The following is a 21,582-nucleotide window of genomic DNA, read 5'->3' on the forward strand; positions in this document are numbered from 1 at the left end:
GCTAACGCCAGCTGCCCTTGATGGTCAGGGTGCCGCTCTGGTGCCGTTCTCCTTCCCACATGCTGCCCTCCGTGGTTTGTGCGGCCCTTGGATCGGTCAGATCAAAGTCCAGCTTGAGCAGATAGAAGCGGGTAATACCCGGGTTCCCGTTGGGATCTACCCAATTGTGGGCCGGCTGGCTGTCCTTGATGGCGAGTGTCCTGATATTGACCGGCACCCGGTCACAGCCGATGGGATGGCGGTAATTGGCGCCATAGCGGGTGGAGTCGAACACCAGCCTGGCGGGAATGGGCACGGCACTCTCGGGTTCCTGGTCATCGGCCGGGTAGAAGGTGCAGTATCCCTGATAAGGAGTTCCCTTGTCCTGGGCCAGGATCATCTCCAGCACGTCGGCCGAGACGGGGCCGCTGTCCGAGATATTGTATTGGAACGACAGCACATCCTTGCCGATCTGTCCCTCACGATAGGGGTTGGTGATCCCTTCGGACGAGAGGATGGAAACGCTGAAGTGGCGTGGCTTGATGATGATTTCCGTGGTGCCGCTGAACTCGTAATAGCCGCTTTCAGGGGCATGGGCATTGCGCATATTGAAGTTGATCAGATCCCGGGTCAGCCGATCCTGCAAACCCAGCCGTACGACCTGCTTGAAGAAGTTACCCGAAAGAAACAGGGAGACGGATTGCTGGTTCTTCAGGTAGCGAGTCGTGTAGTCATAGCCATTCCAGGCCCAGTTGGTCATGTTGGCGGTGACTTGCACATCGGTGGCCGAGATGGCTGACTTGAGGCCTGCATCCTTGATATTGGTAAACAGATAGATGGGGTCGAAGGTCTGGCTGCCATCTTCGATGAAGGAGTAATCGAGGAAGCGGCATAACACGCCGCTGACGTTATTCAGCACATAGTTCTCGCAGCCGCGGGAGCCCGGCAGTACATAGGGATTGCCGTTGCTGTCGACGGTCACTTCGCTGATGGCGTTGGTCTGGGTGAACTTGATATGACCCGCCTTCTTGTGTTCAATCTTGCGAACATACCAGTAGCCACTTGCCTGATCCTTGCAGCGCGCCCCTGTAGCTGCGTTGAAGCTGACCAGGGTGGCGCACAGGTTCATTTCACGCAGTAGTCTGCTGCCGACCGGCATGCTTCTCAGGTAGTCGAAGAAACTGGCACTCAGCTTGGCATGGCCCCAACCCGCTGCCGCGCCCAGCAGGCCGTAGAAGCCCTTGCCATCGACGACGGCAGGTTTGTTGACAGCCTCGGCCGTGTTGGGATCGCAGCGGGTGTAGCTCATGATGCAGCGCTGGTTGATGTAGGGCTGGTTGATGGGCCCCTCTTCCCACATGTCGACGTTCCAGTTGTTGATGTCGGTGTTATAGCCGTTGTCGACATAGGCCAGGCTGACCTGGCGGGTGCCCTTGAGGGAGGTCCAGGCGTTGGCTCCGCTGAGGCGGGGATCGAGGGCATCGGTCGGGGCGACAAACAGGTTGCTGTCTTCCTGGTTTTCGATAAACAGAAAATTGCGCAGCGGCGCATCGCCCCAGACGGTCTTGGAGACGGCGGCCTGGGTGCCGACACTGGCGAGCATGCTGCCGATAAAGCAGGCCGAGATAACTATTTTTGTCATTTTCATGCCATCAACCTCTCACCATGGCGTAAGTCGGCAGGCCGCGACAGATCACATCACCTACCCAGGCGGCGCCGCTCTGCTGCGCCAGATCAAGCTCTGCCTCACAGAATTCGTTGCCGTGCTTGAAGCTCAATACCGGATTGGCCTTGTCCACATCCAGTGAAAACTCGCCGGTCTCATTGGTCACAGTGGTGCCGATATGGTTGTCGATCCTGGCGTTGGCGATCACGCTGCCATCCTCGGCACGTATGATGCCAAAGACGGTGACCATCTCCTTGACCGAGCGGGTGGCATCCAGTTTGGCCACGTTGCCGGGAAACAGGGTGTAGCGCTGCTTGCCGGTGTTGATGTCATAGCTGTCCTTGGTCGTCTTGCTGTTGAGCAGTTCCACTTCGTACTCCTGAAAGGGGGAGAGGGCGACAAAGGTCTTGCTGCCTTCGAGCGAGTACTCCTGGCCATTGATCTTGGCGAGCATCTTGCCTTCCTTGCCAATGCCGGTATCGATCAGCAAGCCGGAACCGGATCGGTTCTGGCTGGAGGCCAGGATCTCATCCCCTGTGGTGATGACAGCACCACGTGCAATCAGGTTGCCGTTCACATCGCCACCCTGACTGCGACCCAGGGTCAGGGTGCCGCCCGTCATGCTGTTTTCAAAACCCAGGGTCCCCGAGAGGGCCAGGTCATTGTGCTCTGCACCATTGATGACTTTGGCTCCGTTGAGTGTTGCCGTATTGATGAAGCCTTCCATCCGTCGCTGATAGCTGAGGTTGGCCGTGGTGTGGCCCTCTTCGTTGCTGCTCATGCCCAGACTGAACAGGTTGTCGAACGGGATCGAGTAGTCCAGGGTCAGACTCTTGTTGTTGAAACCGCTCAGGGTTGCGCTGCTGCTCTGCAGGCTGGTACGCAGCGACAACTGGCCATAGCGACCGGAATAGAGGCTCTGGTAATAGTCGATATAGCTGCGATCGCTCCCCTGCTCACGGTCGTGCGTGGTGTTGAACGAGAGGCTGCCCAGCCTGGCATGCCAGCCGCCCAGGTTGATGCTGATGCCGGCGGTATAGAGATCCAGGGGGGCCGTGGTCAGCTTGCTGCCCGTGTCGAGCTTCTCCTGACTGAGCCAGAGCGAGATGTTGTCGTGTACTTGTGCCGTCACGCCGGACGATAGCCGCCAGGAGGTGTCCGAGGCCAGCATGCCCTGCAACTGGGTGCTGATTCTGTCGGTCAGTTGCCAGTTTGCCTGGCTCTCGCTGACCAAGGCATCCTTGAAGCCATAGCCGGTCAGGGTCAGGTTGGTGGTCTCGAAGGTGCGAGCCAGCGACAGCCCCAGCAGGGGAGAGCGGGCACCATCCTGACTGGCCTCCATCAGACCGCCCCAGGATTGCCAGCCCCACTCCTGATCGAAGCCCAGGCTGTTGTTGAGTTTGGTGACGCGCTGAGTGCTGGACTCCGTCAGGCGACCGTCGATGTGGATCTCGACCGTGACGTTGTAGGAACCGTGGGGGAAACGGCTGGTATCGATGCGGTGGTTGCCGATCGAGAAATTCTGCAGGCCGATCAGTTTGCCATCCCGATAGACCCGGACCTCGCCCGCCGAGGGCATGAAGACCTGGATCGGGGTGGTGGACTCGCTTTCGTTGACGGTGCGTGAGCGGGCCTGGTTGCCGTAAGAGATCCCGTAGATCCGGCCAGCATTCAGGGCGGATACGCCCCCCAGGGTCTGGAGATCCCAGGTCGACACCATGCCGGTCGCAAAACGGCGATCTTCGATATCCCGCTCATACATGGCGCGATAGAGGGAGCCGCTCTGGTTCGTTTCCCCCAGATTGTAGAGAGAACCATCAAGATCCAGGTGGTGTTCACTGTACCCCACCAGGCTGTTCAACTGGGCGAAGTTGGTGCTGGAGCTGCCCGCCTGACGGCTGTTGGCAAAGGAGTAGCCCAGGTTGTAGCGATTGACGCTGGTCAACGCTGCAACAGAGGGCATCAGGCTGGTCTTGGTCGTGCTGACGCGTTTCTCGCCAAAGGCGGCCTTGGTGACCTGTATGGTCAGCAGCATGGCGATCAGATCCAGCTGCAGGGTGGCGCTGTCGTTGATGACCAGCCGACCGTCGCTGGAGAAGGTACGCAGCTGGTTCTGTTGCAGCAGATCCACCAGCTCCTGGCGCAGGGCCACATCGCTCTGGCCCTGGTTGAAATCCAGATTGAGCAGATGCAGTGCGCCGTCCCGCAGAATCAGCGTGGCGTTGCCGATGGACTCTTCGGTGGTGGTGTCGAGTGCCAGTGTCTGATCCTGATACTGCAGTCTGACCGGTACGGCAATGCCTTCTGTCAGTGCGTTGGCAAAGCTGGCAGGAATGATGACGTTGGCAATCTTCAATGGCGCTGAGGCGCTGGCCGACGCTGACATCGCGATCAGTAGTGAGGCTGGCAACAGGCAGGCTTTTTTCAACATATCACGCACCATGGTTTCAAATTTCGGCAAAACAACACCGCCACTCGACCGGGTGGTGGAGGCAGTACCAGCACATAGGGTTATTTGATGACGACGAATTCCTGGCCCAGCCAGAGGCCGACATGGCTCTTCGGATCCCGGAGATCGACCTGGCGGAATTGACGTTGTTTACCCGGCAGGTCGTAATAGGTTTCCTTGCATTGCTCCCGGTGCTGCTTCAAACAGGTGCCGTAAGCCACCGTGCGGTATGAGGCGTTTCCTTTGTTGATCAGGACGTCACCTTGCAGAAGGTAATCAAATTTTTGCTGGCGTGGCGTGACCACCAGGATGGTGCCTATCTGGGCCGAGGTGGTGGCGACGGCCTGGCGCCGTTCGTTGCGCTGGTCGTCCATCGACAGTGCGGTATCCAGCCAGCGGATGCGGTAATAACGCTCTTTGCCATCCTGCGGGCCTTTGTAAAAGAAACGCACGTTGTTTTTGGCGTTGGCGGGCAGCATCAGCCGGCTTGGCGACAGCATGAGTTCACCGTCCACTTCCATCGGCATCTCTTGGCCACCCTCTTCCGGGGATGAAATGCGTGTCACCGTGATGGTGACCAGCCTGGCCTGATCGCTGGCGTTCTCGATCTCTTTGGCGACATCCTGGCTGCCCGCGTCAATAAAGGTGGTCACCGAGCCGACGTTGATCGCCTGGCTTATTCCGGGAATAAACAGCATCCATGCCATCAGCATCTTCAGGTTCATGTAATCTCCTGTGAATACAAAGGGCCCCGCAGGGCCCCGAGTGATATGCGTTGAGGCAATCAAACCCAGTTGGCAACGAACTCGACGTTGACTTCACCGCTCCACAGGCCGTCAGGCAGAGCTTCAAAGGTGGCGGTGCTACCGTTGGCAGTGGCACTCTCAATGTTGAAGCTGAAGGAACCCTGCGCCGTGGTGCGTTGGGTGTCTTCCTTGAAGCCTTGAGCTATGGGGGAGAGGTTGCCGCCGCTAATACCTGCCGCCGTATCGATCAGGGTGGTGTAGGCGGTGGTGCTGACCGGTGCGCCGCCCCACAACACGCCGACGTCGACGGTGGAGTTGCCGCCCAGATGGTTCAGGGTACCGTTCAGCTTCTTGGCTTTCAGGGTGAAGGAGGTCGCGCTGGCATCCCCTTTGATGGCGACGTCGAACAGGCCGTTGACGGTATTGAAACCCTTGATCCCCTCGGCGTACTGGAAGGAGAGGCTGGAGAGCGGAGTGACAACCAGCTCGGAGGTGGTGTCTTTTTTGGCGGTTGCCTGCCAGGTGGCAACCGCAGATGCTTCAACGGCAGCCTGAGCGGTGGCAGCCAAGCCCAGACCAGTCACTGCCAGTGCAATCAGAGTCTTTTTCATCTTGATATTTCCTACACATTTCCTGATAGGGGGCGTTTTGCCACCCTTTTGATTTCACGCACCCGGGGTGCGTTCGCTTTCCATCTTGCCGGACTTGTTTGTCCAGACGGCTTTGCCAGTTGCCAAAGCATAAAGCTCCATCAACCAGCTCATCTTTTCGTCAATCAAGATAGCGGCCCGACCTGTTTGGATCGATCTAATGCTGTGTAGGAAAAGTCTTAAAAGGTGGTTGTGGTCTGCAACTTAAAGTTGGTGCTATTCCCATGGCGAATATGGGTGTTTGTTTGTTTTATGACTTTGATTTTTAAGCATATTGGTGCTTCTCTTATCCAGAGCCTCCGGCATTGTGATAGATAGGGACTGGTGCGATTGAAACTGTATAAATAGCCCAAATCAAAACTGAGATTCAAAGGAATATATGTGCTTGTAAGTATTTGATGAATATATGTAAAAATGTCAACTTAAAATTGGTAACAACTGAGGGAATTAGCAAGTCATTGAAATATGCAACATATCATTAATATCTAAGCGCCATATGGTACACGTGCTGATTTTGTAGTTAGTATACGCAGGACCAAATGGGTTAAGGATAGGTAAGTATATGGCAAAAATATTGATAGTCGACGACCACCCAGCGATAAGAATGGCAGTCAACATCCTCTTGAAACAGGATGGTCATCATATCTTGGCAGAGGTTGATAATGGTGTTGATGCCATTTCATATGCTAGAAAAAATAAACCTGAGATGGTTGTTCTGGACATCGGAATACCCAGGCTGGATGGTATAGAAGTAATCAAAAGGTTGAAGGATATAGATGCCTCAATCCAGGTGGTAATACTTTCTGCACAAGCCACACATCATATTATGGTACGTTGTTTACAAGCGGGCGCAGATGGTTTTATATCCAAGCTTGATGACCTTTCTTTACTGAAAAGTGCGCTTGATAAAATAGGAAAAGGTCAGCTCTATTTTCCTCGAGATATTATTGCCGGAGCCAAGCATGCCCACGAGGTTGATCGTACGGATCTGTTGTCGGCACTCTCCGACAGAGAGATGAGTGTGCTGTTGCTGATATGTCAGGGACACACCAACAAGCAGATTGCCGAGAACATGCTGCTCAGTGAGAAGACGGTCAGCACCTACAAGACCCGGCTGATGCAAAAGCTCAATGTCACCAACATGGTTGACCTGATCAGTCTGGCCAAGCGCCAAGAGTTGCTGTGAGCATGATGAAACTCCCCACCCTCATACTGGTCGCTCTTTGCACACTCTGTGCCTCTGCTCATGAGCTGGAGGCACAGCTGCTGCACATATATGCGCGCAATGACAGCGAGTATCTCGAGAAACGGAGTCTGCCGCTGCATGCGGAAGATTGGCTGTGGCTGAGAAATCGTGGTCGGTTGATCCTTGGGGTACCCAGACCGGACAATCCCCCGATGGACATCACCTTGCGCGCCAATGCCTACGAAGGGGTCACCGCCGACATCGCGGGTATGCTGAGTCATCTGCTGCGTGTCGAAATCGTCGTAAAGACTTATCCCTCTCGGGCGGCAGCCATAGATGCGCTCAAGAGGGAAGAGATCGACTTGCTGAGTACCTCCAATGCCTATGAAGAAGAGCAACAATTATTGTTGACTGATAAATATATGCCGGATGATCCGGCTATATATAAAAATATGCACGTAAAGGAGCGTGATATAAGAACGGTGGCCGTCCCGGAGTATTATCTGCCAGCCATAGACATAATGCGCTACCTGCCTGATGTTCAAATAAAAATATATCCCTCTCGTTATAGTGCATTATCTGCAGTCGCATACGGTCAAGTTGATGCCGTCATGATAGACATGATTTCAGGGAACTTCATCGTCAATAAGTTTTATCAAGACAGTATTCAATTACTGAAACCTCTTTATATAGACACTCATGGTTTTTCGTTTTCGCTGGAAAGGAAAAATCAGCGGCTTAAAAAAATCATCAATATCGCTCTGGATGAAATTCTGGAAGGCAAGCGTGCAGAAATTGCCAAACGCTGGAATGGTGGCGGCTTGTCCATCGGGGCCAGCAAGGTAGGTTTGACCAGCGAGCAGTGGGGCTGGTTGAGTCAGCAGAAAAAAATCCGGATCGCCGTCAACAGCGGGGTGCCACCGCTGAGCTTTCTCGACATCAACGGCACCTTGCACGGGGTGGTAGCGGATTTGCTGCAGGTGCTGCGGGCAAAACTGGGGGTCGAAATCGAAGTCGTACCGGTCAAGACATCCAAGCAGATGATGCAACTGCTGGATGGGGGTCTGGTAGATGTTGCCGTGTTGAGTCCATCTGTGGAGCGCCGGCATCGTTATCTGTTCAGCCGCGCCTTTGTGCTTGATCCCCTGTCATATGTGGTTGGCGTGCGACATGAGGCGAGCCCGCCGGAGATGCTGTTGAGATCCGGCACCGTTGCCATGATCAGGGATTTCATCTCGGAGCAGGCCCTCGCGGAGGGATATGGCAAGCTGACAGCCAGACAATTCGACCGGATCGAAGATGCCCTGCGCTGTGTGGCGACTGAGCTGTGTGATGTGGCCGTGCTGCCGCTGCGGGTGGCCAAGTACTACATCAACAGCAAGTTTCCTGACAGTTTGCTCATCACGGGCGAGTTGTTTGATTCGATTCCTATCGGTGCAGCCTTTGCCGTTTCGCCCGATCATCAAATCTTGCGCGACATTCTGGACAAGGTGATCACCATCATTCCACCGGATGAGCTGGAGGGACTTTCCAACCGCTGGCGAGTCAGTACCCAGCAGGAGGCCATTACCTGGCAGGAGCTGGTGCAGGAGTTCGGGGTGTTCATTGCCTTGATTCTGCTGTTGACCATCTGGATCGGTCTCTGGGGTCTCTCTTTACACAAGCAAGTGCGTCAGCGCCGGGCTGCCGAGATGGCTTTGAGCACCCAGCTCAAGTTCATCGAAGATCTGGTGGATGGGACACCTCATCCCATTTATGCCAGGGATAGGGAAGGCAGGCTCATTCTTTGCAACAGCAGTTATGCCGGTTTCTTCGGTGAAGAGAAGCCCCGCTTGCTGGGGGCCAGCATGGAGGAGGATTGTCGGCGCTGGCCCTTTATCGCCCCTCTGTTCGAGGATCTGAGCTCCGCTCGTGCGGTACGCTGCACTCATCAGGGCGATCATCGACTGCCTATGCCAACCGGCACCGTGGATGTCTACCATTGGGTGCAGCCCTACTACGATCTGGATGGCAATGTTCAGGGGGGGATTGGCGGCTGGATCGATGTGAGTGAGCGCCAGCGCTTGCTGGATGAGCTGGCGTTGGCCAGCCAGGATGCTCAGGAGGCCAATCGAGCCAAGTCGACCTTTCTGGCCACCATGAGCCACGAGATCCGCACACCCATGAACGCCATCATTGGTTTGCTGGAACTGACTCTGCGCCGTGACAGGTTGCACGAAGAGGACAAGGCTTCGCTCACCATCGCTCATGGTTCGGCAAATGACCTGCTTAGCCTGATTGGCGATATTCTCGATATTTCCAAGATAGAGTCGGGCCGGCTTGAACTGATGCCGGAACCCCATGACATTGCTGTGCTGACCGGTTCTGTCGTCACCGTCTTCAGTGCATTGGCCAGACAGAAGCACCTGCAACTGGAGCTGATCGCCGGAGATGCTCGCTGGGTGCAGATAGATGGCCTTTGCTACAAGCAGATCCTCTCCAACTTGGTCAGCAATGCCATCAAATATACGGAACAGGGATCGGTGCAGGTCGAGCTGCGGTCCAGGTCCAGCGATGGTTGGTGTACCTTGCAACTGGTCGTCAGAGATACCGGCATTGGCATCGAGCCTGCGGAACAGGCCAGACTATTCCAGCCTTTTGGTCAGGCCCGCCAGCCCGAGCATATCCAGCGCTCCGGTACCGGTCTCGGACTGATGATCTCTCGCTCGCTGTGCGAGTCGATGGGAGGCTCGCTGCTGCTGGAGAGCGAGCCCGGACACGGCACGTGTGTCAGCATCGAGATGAAATTGCCATTGGCAGCCGCACCAGAGCAGGAGCCAGCAGTGGATGCCGTCATCGTGGCCGAGTACAGCCGGCGGTTGCGGGTCATGATTGTGGACGATCACCCCACCAACCGGCTGCTGGTCAGCCAGCAACTGGCGTACCTGGGGCATGATGCCACGGCTGCCGAGTCAGGGGCCGAGGCGTTGGCACTGTTTGCCAGGCTGCCTTTCGACGTGATGATCACCGATTTCAACATGCCCGGTATGAATGGCTTCGAATTGATGCGGCAGTGTCGGGCGCTGGAGCAGGACACTACTGCCCACCGCTGCCTGATCCTCGGCCTGACAGCCGACGCCCGCCAGGAGCAGGTCAGCGAGGGGCTGGCAGCTGGCATGGATGATTGCCTGTTCAAGCCGGTAGGGCTGGAGGAGCTTGAACGTTGTCTGTGCCGGCATATGCTGCGGGAAGAGCAGCTCAGAATCGCCAGCTGCATGCAGGAGATAAAACAGTGTCTCGGACCATTGACCGGCAATCAGCCTGCACTGATGCTGCCCTTGTTGCATGAGTTTGTGCGGGCCAGTGACGATGACCTGCTGGGCCTGCAACAAGCGGCCGAGGGTGGCGAACTGGCTCGCTTTCTCGACTATGTGCACCGTCTGAAGGGCGGAGCCAGGATCATGGGGGCGATGACGCTGGTTACGGTGTGCGGTGAGATAGAATCAGGCGGGATCGCGCCGCAGGGATTGCCGATGGCATTGCTGCAGTTGCAGCATTCCTACGGGATAGTCAGACAGGCCATGGTGCAAATGCAGGCCGAGCCTGAATGAAAATGAAGGCATGCCGGGCATGCCTTCATGGATGGTCAACCGTGCCAGTAGACCAGCAGTTCATAGGCCGCTTCGCCGGTCTGGTCCGGTCTGGCAGCCGGAGCCAGATAGCTGAGGAAGTAGCGGGTGGCCTGGGTCAGGGGCAGGGCATGGTGTTGCGGCAGTGGCTGGCCGTTGAGAGCCAGCTTGAAGTCGGTGCCGGCCTGTTCGGGCAAACTGGCATACAGGGTGCGAGCCTGCAATTGGTAGGTAGTGTTGAAATCCGGATTGCTGACGTTGATGGCCTCGGTCTGGACCGGGCTGGATGTGGAAACGGAATTGACCGGTTGCTGGCCTGGGTGGGTGAGCGAGATTTCCATCCCGGTGCTCTTGCTGGCGGTGGCAGGCCAATTGAGCTGATAGGTTTGCGTGCCGGCCTGAGCTGCCATCGCGCAGCAACCAGCCAGTAGTGCCACCATAACTCCTTTCTGAGACATATGATTATCTCCTGGATATCGAGGTTACCCCGCTGCCGGGGGTCACTCATCTATCGACCCGTCAGCAGCAAAGCTTAATCTGGAACCCACTATTCGGAATGAGCTGACACGGGATACGGGGTATGATCCCGCGCCTTGTCCTCCCTTTAGTCATAGATATGGAATCCCTGCTTTGCTCGAAAATCAGATGATGTTGTTGGCGGTGTTCGAACGGGCGGCGCTGATGTTGATGACCCTGTTCTTCCTGACCCGTACCCGGCCATTCCAGCGGTTATTCCAGAAGCGGGACCACACCCCGGCCGAGCTGGTACTGGTTGCTTCCATCTTCGGCCTGTTTGCGGTGTTCAGTACCTACACCGGCATTCCGGTGGAAGGGGCGCTGATCAACGTGCGGATCATCGCCATCATCTCGGGCGGCATCCTGTTTGGCCCCTGGGTCGGCATTCCGGCCGGGGTCATCTCCGGTCTGCACCGTTACCTCATCGACATGGATGGCCACACCTCGATCCCGTGCCTCATCGCCAGCATCATCGCCGGCCTGCTGGCGACCTGGCTGCACCTGCGCTGTCGCAAGTCGCGGCTCTGGTTGTACGGCATACTGGCGGGGATGTTGTGTGAAGGGCTCACCATGCTGCTCATCTGGCTGCTGACCGAGCCCCATGCGGTGGGCGTCGAGATCGTCAGCCACATCGCCTACCCGATGATCGCCGGCGCGCTCTGCATCGGCCTCATCATCAAGCTGGTGCAGGATCTGGACGACGAGAAGGAGCTGATTGCCGCCAAGCAGGCCAAGCTGGCACTCGACATCGCCAACAAGACGCTACCCTTCTTCCAGAACATCGATCGCCACTCCCTGAGCCAGGTGTGCGGCATCATTCGCAGCGAGATCAGCGCCGATGCGGTGGCCATCACCGATACCCGCGACGTGCTGGCCTATGTGGGGGTGGGCAAGGATTACTACGAGCTGGACGAGCACCACGCCATCAGCGATATGACCCAGCGGGCGGTGCTGCTGGACCAGATCATCATCAACAACGATCTGCGCCAGTATCACCTCTCCGATTTCCACTCGGTCATCATTATTCCGCTGCGGGAAAACGGCTCGGTGAGCGGTACCCTCAAGATCTACTACCGCCGCACCCACAGCATCACCAGCTCGCTGCGGGAGATGGCGGTGGGCCTCTCCCAGCTCATCTCCACCCAGATGGAGGTGTCACGCATCGAGCAGCTCAAGGAGATGACCCGCAAGGCGGAGTTCACCGCGCTGCAGAGCAAGATCAACCCGCACTTCCTGTTCAACGCCCTCAATGCCATCTCGTCGCTGATCCGCATCCGGCCCCAGCAGGCGCGCCAGCTGATCGCCAATCTGGCGGACTACCTGCGCTACAACCTCAACAAGGGGGACACCCTCATCGACATCCAGGAGGAGCTGCAGCAGGTGCGCGACTACGTGGCCATCGAGCAGGCCCGCTTCGGTGACAAGCTGGAGGTGGTATTCGAGGTGGACGATGTACACATTCAGGTGCCGAGCCTGCTGTTGCAGCCGTTGGTGGAAAACGCCATCCTGCACGGCATCCAGCCCCGCAGTGCGCCGGGTCGGGTCACCATCGAGGTGAAGCAGCTGGCGGGCGGCATTCGGGTAGCGGTGCGGGATACGGGTTACGGCATCAGCCAGGCCGTGATCGACGGGGTCGCCGCCGGTCGGGTGGAGAGCCGCAGCATCGGCCTGATGAACGTGCATCAGCGGGTCAAGCTGCTCTATGGCGATGGCCTGCACCTCAAGCGGCTGGAGCCGGGTACCGAAGTGAGTTTCTATCTGCCGGATCAGGAGTCGATGCCATGCTGAAGGCCATCATAGTGGAAGACGAATATCTGGCGCGCGAGGAGCTGGCCTACCTGGTGGGGCAGCACAGTCAGATCGAGATAGTGGCGAGCTTCGAGGATGGGCTGGAGGCGTTCAAATACCTGCAGGATCACGAGGTGGACGTGGTGTTCCTCGACATCCAGATCCCCTCCATCGACGGTCTGCTGCTGGCCAAGAACCTGCACAAGTCGAGCCATCCGCCCCACATCGTCTTCGTCACCGCCTACAAGGAGTTTGCGGTGGAGGCGTTCGAGCTGGAGGCGTTCGACTACATCCTCAAACCCTACAACGAACCGCGCCTCATCAGTCTGTTGCAAAAGCTGGAGCAGGCGGGCAAGTCGCAGATGGGGCAGGGGAGCGAGCCGGGCACGCCGCACAATCGCACCGTCAATCTGGTGAAGGGGGAGCGCATCATCGTCACCCCCTGCGAGCAGATCTACTATGCGGAAGCCGACGAGAAGCTCACCTATGTCTACACCCGCGATGATCGCTACGTGATGACCATGACCCTCAGCGAGTTCGTCAGCCGGCTGCCTGCCGAGGGGTTCTTCCGTTGTCACCGCTCCTACTGCGTCAATATCAACAAGATCCGCGAGATAGTGCCCTGGTTCAACAGCACCTACCTCATCCGGCTCCATGACCTGCCGTTCGAGGTGCCGGTCAGCCGCAGCAACATCAAGGCGTTCCGTCAGCTGATGCGGCTCTGATTGTCATTCATTCCCGCCGATCTGCATTTCATGCCTTAATCGGTCGGCGGGAGTGGCGTCTTGCCTATAGTGGCCCCAGTTTCCTTAAGGCCATTGACCGAGACGCATCATGACCAAAGAGATGAATCGCACCCGCTACCTCACCCTGTTGGGGACCATCATCACCCAGTTCGCGCTGGGATCCGTTTACACCTGGAGCCTGTTCAACGCCCAGCTCTCCGACAAGCTGGACGAGCCGGTCAGCCAGGTCGCCTTCGCCTTCGGCCTGCTCAGCCTCTCCCTGGCGGTGGCCTCCTCCCTGGCGGGCAAGCTGCAGGAGCGGTTCGGGGTGCGCAACGTCACCTTGGGTGCCGGCGTGCTGCTCGGCATCGGCTTCTTCCTCACCGCTCACGCCAGCAACCTGGCGATGCTCTACCTCTGTGCCGGCATCCTGGTCGGTTTTGCCGACGGTACCGGTTACCTGATGACCCTCTCCAACTGCGTGAAGTGGTTCCCGGAGCGCAAGGGGCTCATCTCTGCCTGCTCCATCGGCGCCTACGGCCTCGGCAGCCTGGGCTTCAAGTACATCAACCTGCTGCTGCTCTCCAGCAACGGCCTTGAGACTACCTTCCAGCTGTGGGGGCTGATCGCCATGTCCATGGTGCTGGTGGGCGGCATGCTGATGAAGGATGCGCCCAAGCAGGCCGCTGCCGTGCAGCAGAGCGAGAGCCGCGACTTCACCCTGGCCGAGGCGATGCGCAAGCCGCAGTACTGGATGCTGGCGCTGATGTTCCTCACCGCCTGCATGAGCGGCCTCTACGTCATCGGCGTGGCCAAGGACATCGGCGAGAACATGGTGGGTCTGCCGGCCGTGGTCGCCGCCAATGCCGTCGCCATCATCGCCATGGCCAACCTGGGCGGCCGGCTGGTGCTGGGCATCCTCTCCGACAAGATGTCCCGCATCCGGGTCATTACCATCGCCCAGCTGATTACCCTGGCCGGCATGGCGCTGCTGCTGTTCGTGCCGCTCAACGCCAACCTGTTCTTCGTGGCGGTGGCCTGTGTAGCATTTAGTTTCGGTGGCACTATCACCGTCTACCCCTCGCTGGTGAGCGACTTCTTCGGTCTCAACAACCTGACCAAGAACTATGGCGTCATCTATCTGGGCTTTGGTCTGGGCAGCATCATCGGCTCCATCGTGGCCTCCCTGTTCGGCGGCTTCATGGCGACCTTCAACTTGATCCTGGTGTTGCTGGTGGTGGCGCTGGTGCTCTCCCTCACCATCCGCCTGCCGGCGCCGGTATCGGTGGAGCGGGCCTGATCACCCGCCTGTCGCAGCAAGCAATGAAAAGACCCGGGCCTGGCCCGGGTCTTTTTTTGTGCGCGCCTCAGGGCTCAGCGTGGCGGCAGCCCCAACAGCTGGCGCACCCGGTGGCAGGTCTCTTCCACCGTCGACCAGTCGGCGGCGGTGATGGTGACATGACCCATCTTGCGGCCGGGGCGGGGTTCCCCCTTGCCGTACAGGTGCAGATGTACGCCGGGCAGTGCCAGCAGGGCGGCCCAGTCTGGCGTGCCGGCCTGCCAGAGATCCCCCAGCAGGTTGAGCAGCATGGCGGGGCGCACGGCGATCCGGGCGGGAAGCGGCAGATCGCACAGGGCGCGCACCTGCAGCTCGAACTGGCTGCACTCGGCGTTGTCGAGGCTGGGGTGGCCCGAGTTGTGGGGGCGGGGCGCCAGCTCGTTGACCAGCAGTTTGCCTGCCACCAGGAAGAACTCCACCGTCAGCACGCCGACGTAGTCGAGGGCGGCGATCAGCTGCTCGGCAATGCGTCTGGCGTCGGCCTCCAGCGCCGGCACCTTGGCCGGGGAGCGGGTCTGGTCCAGAATGCCGCCGCTGTGCCAGTTCTGTACCAGCGGCAGGGCACCAATGGCACCGCTCGGGCTGCGGGCCAGGGTCAGGGAAAACTCACCCTCCAGCGCCAGCCGCTGTTCCAGCACGCAGGGTACACCGCTGGCGGCCAGCGCTGCCGGCAGCTGGTCGGCGGCCTGAATGGTCCACTGGCCTTTGCCGTCGTACCCCTCGCGGGCGGTCTTGAGGATGGCGGGGAAGAGGGCGGCGGGCAGCGCCGGCAGCGGCTCGCCCGGCTGCAGGGTCTGGTTGGGGGCGACCGGGATGCCGGCTCTGCTCAAGAAGGCCTTCTCTTCGCGGCGATCCTGACAGATGCGCACGGCACCGGCGGCCGGGCGTACCGGCTGGTACTGCTCCAGCAGGGCCAGGGCGGTGGCCGGCACGTTCTCGAACTCGCAGGTGACGGCGGCGCAGCGGCTGGCCAGATCGTGCAGGGCGGTCGGGTCGTCATAGGTGGTAACAATATGGTGATCGGCAGCGGCGCCGGCGATGCTGGCGGGGTCGGGATCCAGCACCACCACCTTGTAGCCGAGGCGGTGGGCGGCCATCACGAAGTAGCGGCCCAGCTGGCCGCCCCCCAGCATGCCGAGGGTGGCGGGTGGCAGTATCATGCCGGGTCCTCCAGGGTGAGGGCCAGCACCCGGTCGCGTTCGTTGGCGCGAAAACCGTCGAGCTGCTGCTGGTAGCGAGGGGCATCGCCGTCCTGGGCGACGGAGAGCAGGGAGACCGCAAACAGGCCGGCGTTGGCGGCGCCCGCCTCGCCGATGGCGAAGGTGGCGACCGGCACCCCCTTGGGCATCTGCACGATGGAGAGCAGGGAGTCCATCCCCTTGAGCTGGCGGGTCGGGATGGGCACACCCAGCACCGGAAGGGTGGTCTTGGCGGCCACCATGCCCGGCAGGTGGGCGGCGCCGCCAGCCCCGGCGATGATGGCGCGCAGGCCACGCTCACGGGCGCTGGCGGCATATTCAAACAGCAGATCCGGGGTGCGGTGGGCCGAGACCACGCGCGCCTCGTAGGGGACGCCATGCTCCTTGAGGATGCGGGCGGCGGCCTGCATCACGGGCCAGTCGGAGTCGGATCCCATTACCAGGCCGATCAGGGGAGGGGTATTCATGGCTGATGACTCCTTGCAGTCAAACGTTTGTCTCTGGTTGGCAAAAAGAGCCGGCAAGCCGGCTCAGAATTTTTCGGGTCGCACAATTTCGACCGGTTGCAAAAAGGCGACCATGGCATAGTCGGGGTAGTAGCGACTCTGCAGGTGGGCGAGCAGGCGTTCCGCCTGTTCGCGGCTGCAGATCGCCTCCAGCCGGATGTTGCCGCTCTCGCTCCAGCTGGCGTTGCGCTCACCGTGGTCACCGCGGCCTCTGGCATCCGTGATGGTGTAGCCGCGCAGTCCCTCGCGGGTGAGGGTGCGCAGCAGGGTGGGTTCCAGGTTCGCTTCCGTGATGACGGTGAGCAGGGTGCGGATCTCGGTCTGCATGTGGCTACTCCGTGAAGTGGCGGGCCCAGCTGTGATAGAGCGGGATCCCCAGCATGATGTTGAACGGGAAGGTGACCCCCAGTACGGCGCTGAGCGACAGGCCCGGATTGGCCTGAGGCACGGCGATGCGCATGGTGGCCGGCACGGCGATATAGGAGGCGCTGGCTGCCAGGGTGGCCAGCAGGGTCAGACCACCGAGGGAGAGCCCCATCAGCTGGCCGATCACCAGGCCGAGGCCAGCGGAGGCGAGCGGCATCAGCAGGGCGAAGCCGAGCAGGAACAGGCCGTGGCGGCGCAGGTCCTGGCATTGGCGGGCGACGATGAGGCCCATCTCCAGCAGGAACAGCGCCAGCGCCCCCTTGAACAGGTCGACGAACAGGGGTTTGAGCGGGGCAATCCCGTCGGGACCGGCCAGATAACCGATGGCCATGCCGCCGAGCAGCAGGGTGACTCCTTTGCCGAGGAAGGTTTCATGGGCCAGCCGGCGCCAGCGGGTCTGCCGGCTCACTCCCTGGGCCAGCACGATGCCGACTAGGATGGCGGGGATCTCCATCACCGCCAGGAAGATGGAGAGCTGGGATTCGAAGCTGATGCCGCGCTCGGTGAGCCAGTTCACGCCGACCGCAAAGGTCGCCACGCTGACCGAGCCGTAGTGGGCGGCGGTGGCGGCGGCATCGACCCGGTTCATCTTGAGGCGCAGCACGGCAAACCCGGCCAGGGTCTGCAGCAGGCCGAGCAGGATCACCAGTGCCAGTTGCGGTAATAACGGTTGCAGCGATTGCTGCGCCAGGCCGACGCCGCCCTTGAGACCGATGGCCAGCAACAGGAAGAGGGAGAGAGTATCGTAGAGCGCGGGCGGCAGCTTGAGCTCGGAGCGCACCAGACCGGCCAGCAGGCCAAACAGGAAAAAGAGTACAACAACATCCAGCATGGGAGTTCGCAGGAGGCAATTCACAGGGTGGTTGCATGCTAGAGTGCAAGATGTTTCGATAAAATCAGATTTTGATTGATGATTGTTCGGTAAAAACTGATAAGGGGCCCGATGCTCAACTACAAACAGCTCTATTACTTCTGGCACGTGGCGCGCAGCGGGAGTGTGACGCGGGCCGCCGAGCAGTTGCACCTCACGCCGCAGACCGTCAGCGGTCAGGTGGCCGAGCTGGAGCTCTCGCTCGGGGTAGCGCTGTTCAACCGGGTAGGGCGGCGGCTTGCCCTGACCGCCGCCGGTCGCCAGGCGCTCGAACAGGCTGGTGCCATCTTCTCGCTCGGCGCCGATCTCGAGCATACCCTGCGCCATGCCAGCCAGGAGCTGACCATGCAGGTGGGGATCGCCGACTCAGTCCCCCGTACCCTGGCGTTCGAGCTGCTGGCGCCTGCCATGGCGCTGGCCACCCCGCTGCGCCTGGTGTGCCATGAAGAGCGGGCGGAACAGCTGTTCAGCGAGCTGGCCAGCCACAAGCTCGACATGGTGCTGATCGATCGCCCGCTTCCTCCCGACAGCGGGGTGCGCGGCTACAACCACGAGCTGGGACGCAGCCCGCTGGCGCTGTTTGCCAGCCCCGAGCTGGCTGCCCGGGCACGGCAGGGTTTTCCTGCTTCCCTCGAAGGCTTGCCCCTGCTGATCCCCGGAGAGAAGTCGGCGACCCATGACAGCCTGCTGGCCTGGTATCGGCAGCAGGGCATTCATCCTCATCTGGTCGGCCAGTTCGATGACTCCACCCTGATGAAGTCGTTTGGCAAGGCGGGGATGGGGATCTTCCCGGCGCCGCTGGCCATGGCCGAGGAGATAGCGCGGCTTTATGGTGTCGAACGGGTTGCAACCCTGACCGAAGTGACGCTCTCCTACTATCTGGTGTCGGCCGGTCGCCACCTCTCCCATCCCGGTGTGCAGGCGGTGATGGCAGGGGCGAAGCAGCGATTGGCGGCATTGGGTGGCAAGAAATAGAAATCTGGATGGCTATACATCCACCTCTGCTCTGCCTATAATCCCTGCGCTTTGGCGCATCATGCTTAATAGGGAATCCGGTGAAAATCCGGAGCTGGCGCGCAGCGGTAAGGGGGAACGAAGCGACATCAGGGCACTGCCACAGGTGGGAAGCCGTCGCCGTAGGCCATCAGCCCCCCAGCCCGAAGACCTGCCAAAGTTCGTATTTCGGGCCGAGAGAAACCGGCCACGAAGTAGATGCTTACGCGAACTTAAGGATCTCTCATGTCCAAGAAATTATTGGCGGCTGCCCTGTTGCCAACGGCGGCCTTTGCCCAGACCACCATCCCCGTCAATCCTACCCTGGTGATTACCGCCAATCGGGTGGAGCAACCCATCAGCTCGGTACTGGCTCCCGTTGTGGTGATCGATCGCGCGGAGATCGAGTCCCGTCAGGTGCAGAGCCTGCCAGCGTTGCTGAAGACGCTGCCCGGCGTGCAGATCACCACCCTGGGTGGTCGAGGCCACATGAGCAGCCTGTTCATTCGTGGTACCAACTCCAACCATTCACTGGTGCTGATGAATGGGCGCCCCATCGCGGCCATGGTGGCCGGCACGCCGGATCTCAGCCAGATCCCGCTCGGCAATATCGAACGCATCGAGTACATCCGTGGCCCACGTGCGGCCGTGTATGGCTCGGACGCCATCGGCGGCGTCATCAACCTCATCACCAAGACGTCCGCCAAGAATGGCAGCGAGACCCACCTGAAGGGCGGTGTGGGCAGCAATGGCTACGGCCAGGGCCAGCTGCGTACCGTGCAGGCTCTGGGCCAGCAGACCGACATGAATATGATGATCGGTTACGAGCGCACCGATGGGTTCGACGTGGTGGCCAATGCCCAGCAGCCGGATCGGGATGGCTTTGACAGCTTGAACGGCCAGTTCGGACTGAATCATGCTTTCAACGACGCATGGAGTGCCGACTTCAACGCCCAGGGCTATGACAACCAGACCGAAATGGATGATGCGTATCAGTCGGCCGATCAGAGCCGGGTGCAGGCGTTCCAGTACGATGGCGGTCTCAAGTATCAGAGTGGCGCGCTGAGCAGCCGGCTGGAGGCCAGCTACGGCGAGAACAAGCTGAAGAGCTGGCTGGAGAGCAAAGGGGAGTCCAGTGCGGAGCCCATCCACACCGGGCTGACCCGCTTCTCCTGGATCAACAGCTGGAGTGGTGTCGAGGGGCTCAACCTGACCGGTGGTGCCGACTGGCAGCAGGAGCAGCTGAAATCCGATACACGCAGCTATGGTCAGGCATTCAATGCCCCGGATCGCGACAACACGGGTCTGTTCGTGGTGGGCAGCTACCGCTGGCAGGCCCTGCTGTGGGAGCTCTCTGGTCGTACCGATGACAACAAGCAATATGGTCGCCACAACACCTGGTCCGCTGCCAGCGGGCTGGATCTCGATGACAACCATAATGTGCGCCTGAGCTATGGCACTGCCTTCAAGGCACCGACCTTCCTCGATCTCTACTATCCGGGTTATGAGAACCCCGCGCTGAAACCGGAAGAGAGCAAGAACCTGGAGCTGGGCTTCAGCGGTCGCTACACCGGTTGGGATTGGTCGTTGAACCTCTACCGCAACCAGATCCAGAATCTGATTGCCTGCCAAAGCGCGTCCTCTACCTGCCGACCGGACAACACCGACGCCGAGATCCGCGGTGTGGAAGTGGCGCTCGGTCTGGAAACCGGACCACTGCGGCACGATCTGAGCTTTGACTACACCCGGGCCGAAGACAAGAACGACGGGGATCAGCAACTGCTGCGTCGTGCCAAGCAGAAGGCCAGCTGGCTGACTCAGGTACAACTGGGCTCGGTCGATCTATCCACCGAACTGCTTTATGTCGGCAAGCGGGATGACAAGAACTTCAGCAGCTTCCCGGCAGAGCGGGTTGAGCTGGGTTCCTACACCCTGATCAACCTGGGGGCGAGCTATGGGGTGACGCCTCAGTTCACGCTGGGTGGCCGCATCGATAACCTGTTTGATCGTGATTACGCCCCGGCCTATGGCTATGCGTCGGCAGGTACCGAGTTCAAGCTGACGGCGGATTACCGTCTCTGAGCGGCAGCGCTGCTTATATAGGAGAAGATAAAAAGCGAGGCCCCGCCATTGGTGGGGCCTTTTCTATTGGCGGTCGGCGGGAGTATGATCGCCGACTTGCAGCAAAGGGGAGCTCAAGTGGCCAATATTCTCGTGTTCGACTCCGGTATGGGTGGGCTGACCATCTACTGTGAGATCCGCCGCGCATTGCCGGCACACAACTATATCTATTGCTTCGACAACGCCAACTTCCCCTATGGTGAGCTGAGCGAAGCCGCCCTCACCGAAGTCTGCACCAGGTTGGTCAGCCACATGGTGGTCGAGCATGCCATCGATCTGGTGGTGATTGCCTGCAACACGGCTAGCACCATAGCTCTGCCGTCCCTGCGTGCTGCCATGACAGTACCGGTCGTCGGTGTGGTACCCGCCATCAAGCCCGCAGCCGCGCTTACCCGTAATGGTTGCATCGGCTTGCTGGCAACCCCGGGTACCGTCAGCCGTGAATATACCCACGAGCTCATCGCCCAGTTTGCGCCGGGCAAGCGGGTGCTGCTCAAGGGGGCGACCGAGCTGGTAGTCGAGGCCGAGCACAAGCTGGCGGGTCTGCCGGTCAATATGGCGCTGTTGCGGGAAGTACTGGCGGACTGGCTGGAAGGGGAAGAACATCCGGATACCCTGGTGCTGGGCTGTACCCATTTCCCGTTGCTGGATGAAGAGATACGGCAGCTGATGCCTGCGTGCCAGCTGGTGGATTCCGGCAGTGCGGTCGCCAAGCGGGTGGCTCACCTGCTGGCCGGTTTGGTCACGACACCGACACGGCTGGAAGATGTCGGGGGTAAGGCCTATTGCACCCGGCTGGATGCCCAGACCCAGA

The 21,582-nt window shown here is 59.7% G+C and carries 17 protein-coding genes and 1 riboswitch (1 of these 18 running past the window's edge); of the genes, 8 read left to right on the top strand and 9 right to left on the bottom strand.

The genetic code is table 11. The features are described 5' to 3' along the window. Window position 1: 1 nt before the first annotated feature. The 4 genes from R2E40_RS00290 to ecpA form a co-directional block, all read right to left on the bottom strand. Window positions 2–1,627 (bottom strand): hypothetical protein, encoded by a 1,626-nt coding sequence (locus tag R2E40_RS00290; RefSeq protein ID WP_318164478.1) that lies wholly within the window; start codon window positions 1,625–1,627, stop codon window positions 2–4. 4 nt (window positions 1,628–1,631) lie between these two features. Beyond that, complete coding sequence (locus R2E40_RS00295; protein WP_318164479.1) at window positions 1,632–4,076, bottom strand: fimbrial biogenesis outer membrane usher protein; 2,445 nt, start codon at window positions 4,074–4,076, stop codon at window positions 1,632–1,634. Between the two features lie 80 nt (window positions 4,077–4,156). Then, a complete protein-coding gene (locus tag R2E40_RS00300) occupies window positions 4,157–4,819 on the bottom strand; it encodes a hypothetical protein (protein WP_318164480.1) in 663 nt (220 codons plus the stop codon). Window positions 4,820–4,878: 59 nt separating this feature from the next. Then, window positions 4,879–5,451, bottom strand: a complete 573-nt coding sequence (gene ecpA, locus R2E40_RS00305; RefSeq protein WP_016348930.1) for a common pilus major fimbrillin subunit EcpA — start codon at window positions 5,449–5,451, stop codon at window positions 4,879–4,881. Window positions 5,452–6,052: 601 nt separating this feature from the next. On the opposite strand from ecpA, the gene R2E40_RS00310 reads away from it, so the two are divergent. After that, the gene (locus tag R2E40_RS00310) at window positions 6,053–6,676 is read left to right on the top strand and encodes a response regulator transcription factor (protein WP_269384698.1); all 624 of its coding nucleotides are present in this window, start codon (window positions 6,053–6,055) and stop codon (window positions 6,674–6,676) included. Window positions 6,677–6,678: 2 nt separating this feature from the next. Then, entirely contained in the window at window positions 6,679–10,266 is a 3,588-nt protein-coding gene (locus R2E40_RS00315) for an ATP-binding protein (protein ID WP_318164481.1), read from the top strand. Between the two features lie 35 nt (window positions 10,267–10,301). Here R2E40_RS00315 and R2E40_RS00320 read toward each other — a convergent pair whose 3' ends face one another. After that, on the bottom strand, window positions 10,302–10,742 hold the full coding sequence (locus R2E40_RS00320) for a hypothetical protein (RefSeq protein ID WP_318164482.1): 441 nt from the start codon (window positions 10,740–10,742) through the stop codon (window positions 10,302–10,304). A 172-nt stretch (window positions 10,743–10,914) separates the two neighbouring features. Between R2E40_RS00320 and R2E40_RS00325 the strand changes: the two genes are divergently transcribed. The 3 genes from R2E40_RS00325 (at window position 10,915) to R2E40_RS00335 (ending at window position 14,613) form a co-directional block, all read left to right on the top strand. Continuing rightward, complete coding sequence (locus tag R2E40_RS00325) at window positions 10,915–12,588, top strand: sensor histidine kinase (RefSeq protein WP_318164483.1); 1,674 nt, start codon at window positions 10,915–10,917, stop codon at window positions 12,586–12,588. Continuing rightward, window positions 12,582–13,313, top strand: a complete 732-nt coding sequence (locus R2E40_RS00330) for a LytTR family DNA-binding domain-containing protein (RefSeq protein WP_318164484.1) — start codon at window positions 12,582–12,584, stop codon at window positions 13,311–13,313. The genes R2E40_RS00325 and R2E40_RS00330 overlap by 7 nt, the downstream gene beginning before the upstream one ends. A gap of 109 nt (window positions 13,314–13,422) precedes the next feature. Next, a complete protein-coding gene (locus tag R2E40_RS00335; protein WP_016348936.1) occupies window positions 13,423–14,613 on the top strand; it encodes an MFS transporter in 1,191 nt (396 codons plus the stop codon). 74 nt (window positions 14,614–14,687) lie between these two features. On the opposite strand, the gene R2E40_RS00340 is transcribed toward R2E40_RS00335, so the two are convergent. The 4 genes from R2E40_RS00340 to R2E40_RS00355 all read right to left on the bottom strand — a co-directional run bounded on the left by R2E40_RS00340 (window position 14,688) and on the right by R2E40_RS00355 (window position 17,615). Next, complete coding sequence (locus R2E40_RS00340; protein ID WP_318164485.1) at window positions 14,688–15,812, bottom strand: 5-(carboxyamino)imidazole ribonucleotide synthase; 1,125 nt, start codon at window positions 15,810–15,812, stop codon at window positions 14,688–14,690. After that, the gene (gene purE, locus R2E40_RS00345; protein WP_005306988.1) at window positions 15,809–16,318 is read right to left on the bottom strand and encodes a 5-(carboxyamino)imidazole ribonucleotide mutase; all 510 of its coding nucleotides are present in this window, start codon (window positions 16,316–16,318) and stop codon (window positions 15,809–15,811) included. Before purE ends, R2E40_RS00340 begins: the two co-directional genes overlap by 4 nt. A gap of 63 nt (window positions 16,319–16,381) precedes the next feature. Then, window positions 16,382–16,684 (bottom strand): P-II family nitrogen regulator, encoded by a 303-nt coding sequence (locus R2E40_RS00350; RefSeq protein ID WP_005306985.1) that lies wholly within the window; start codon window positions 16,682–16,684, stop codon window positions 16,382–16,384. A gap of 4 nt (window positions 16,685–16,688) precedes the next feature. Further along, the gene (locus R2E40_RS00355; RefSeq protein ID WP_318164486.1) at window positions 16,689–17,615 is read right to left on the bottom strand and encodes a sodium-dependent bicarbonate transport family permease; all 927 of its coding nucleotides are present in this window, start codon (window positions 17,613–17,615) and stop codon (window positions 16,689–16,691) included. A 111-nt stretch (window positions 17,616–17,726) separates the two neighbouring features. Between R2E40_RS00355 and R2E40_RS00360 the strand changes: the two genes are divergently transcribed. The 3 genes from R2E40_RS00360 to murI form a co-directional block, all read left to right on the top strand. Continuing rightward, complete coding sequence (locus R2E40_RS00360) at window positions 17,727–18,629, top strand: LysR family transcriptional regulator (RefSeq protein ID WP_095591704.1); 903 nt, start codon at window positions 17,727–17,729, stop codon at window positions 18,627–18,629. 35 nt (window positions 18,630–18,664) lie between these two features. Then, a riboswitch (cobalamin riboswitch) is annotated at window positions 18,665–18,842 on the top strand. Between the two features lie 51 nt (window positions 18,843–18,893). Beyond that, a complete protein-coding gene (locus R2E40_RS00365) occupies window positions 18,894–20,729 on the top strand; it encodes a TonB-dependent receptor domain-containing protein (protein WP_318164487.1) in 1,836 nt (611 codons plus the stop codon). Between the two features lie 117 nt (window positions 20,730–20,846). Continuing rightward, window positions 20,847–21,582, top strand: the 5' portion of a protein-coding gene (gene murI, locus R2E40_RS00370; protein WP_318164488.1) for a glutamate racemase. The gene runs 59 nt beyond the window's last position; 736 of the gene's 795 nt are visible here — the first part of the coding sequence; it begins with the start codon at window positions 20,847–20,849; the stop codon falls past the right edge of the window.

Origin of the sequence: Aeromonas sp. CD (assembly GCF_033349375.1) — a bacterium.
Taxonomy (GTDB): Bacteria; Pseudomonadota; Gammaproteobacteria; order Enterobacterales; family Aeromonadaceae; genus Aeromonas; species Aeromonas hydrophila.

Bases quoted from the DNA above. Each gene is read 5' to 3' on its own strand.
- R2E40_RS00290 (WP_318164478.1), bottom strand. From the start codon at position 1,627: ATGAAAATGACAAAAATAGTTATCTCGGCCTGCTTTATCGGCAGCATG.
- R2E40_RS00295 (WP_318164479.1), bottom strand. From the start codon at position 4,076: ATGTTGAAAAAAGCCTGCCTGTTGCCAGCCTCACTACTGATCGCGATG.
- R2E40_RS00300 (WP_318164480.1), bottom strand. From the start codon at position 4,819: ATGAACCTGAAGATGCTGATGGCATGGATGCTGTTTATTCCCGGAATA.
- ecpA (WP_016348930.1), bottom strand. From the start codon at position 5,451: ATGAAAAAGACTCTGATTGCACTGGCAGTGACTGGTCTGGGCTTGGCT.
- R2E40_RS00310 (WP_269384698.1), top strand. From the start codon at position 6,053: ATGGCAAAAATATTGATAGTCGACGACCACCCAGCGATAAGAATGGCA.
- R2E40_RS00315 (WP_318164481.1), top strand. From the start codon at position 6,679: ATGATGAAACTCCCCACCCTCATACTGGTCGCTCTTTGCACACTCTGT.
- R2E40_RS00320 (WP_318164482.1), bottom strand. From the start codon at position 10,742: ATGTCTCAGAAAGGAGTTATGGTGGCACTACTGGCTGGTTGCTGCGCG.
- R2E40_RS00330 (WP_318164484.1), top strand. From the start codon at position 12,582: ATGCTGAAGGCCATCATAGTGGAAGACGAATATCTGGCGCGCGAGGAG.
- R2E40_RS00335 (WP_016348936.1), top strand. From the start codon at position 13,423: ATGACCAAAGAGATGAATCGCACCCGCTACCTCACCCTGTTGGGGACC.
- R2E40_RS00340 (WP_318164485.1), bottom strand. From the start codon at position 15,812: ATGATACTGCCACCCGCCACCCTCGGCATGCTGGGGGGCGGCCAGCTG.
- purE (WP_005306988.1), bottom strand. From the start codon at position 16,318: ATGAATACCCCTCCCCTGATCGGCCTGGTAATGGGATCCGACTCCGAC.
- R2E40_RS00350 (WP_005306985.1), bottom strand. From the start codon at position 16,684: ATGCAGACCGAGATCCGCACCCTGCTCACCGTCATCACGGAAGCGAAC.
- R2E40_RS00355 (WP_318164486.1), bottom strand. From the start codon at position 17,615: ATGCTGGATGTTGTTGTACTCTTTTTCCTGTTTGGCCTGCTGGCCGGT.
- R2E40_RS00360 (WP_095591704.1), top strand. From the start codon at position 17,727: ATGCTCAACTACAAACAGCTCTATTACTTCTGGCACGTGGCGCGCAGC.
- R2E40_RS00365 (WP_318164487.1), top strand. From the start codon at position 18,894: ATGTCCAAGAAATTATTGGCGGCTGCCCTGTTGCCAACGGCGGCCTTT.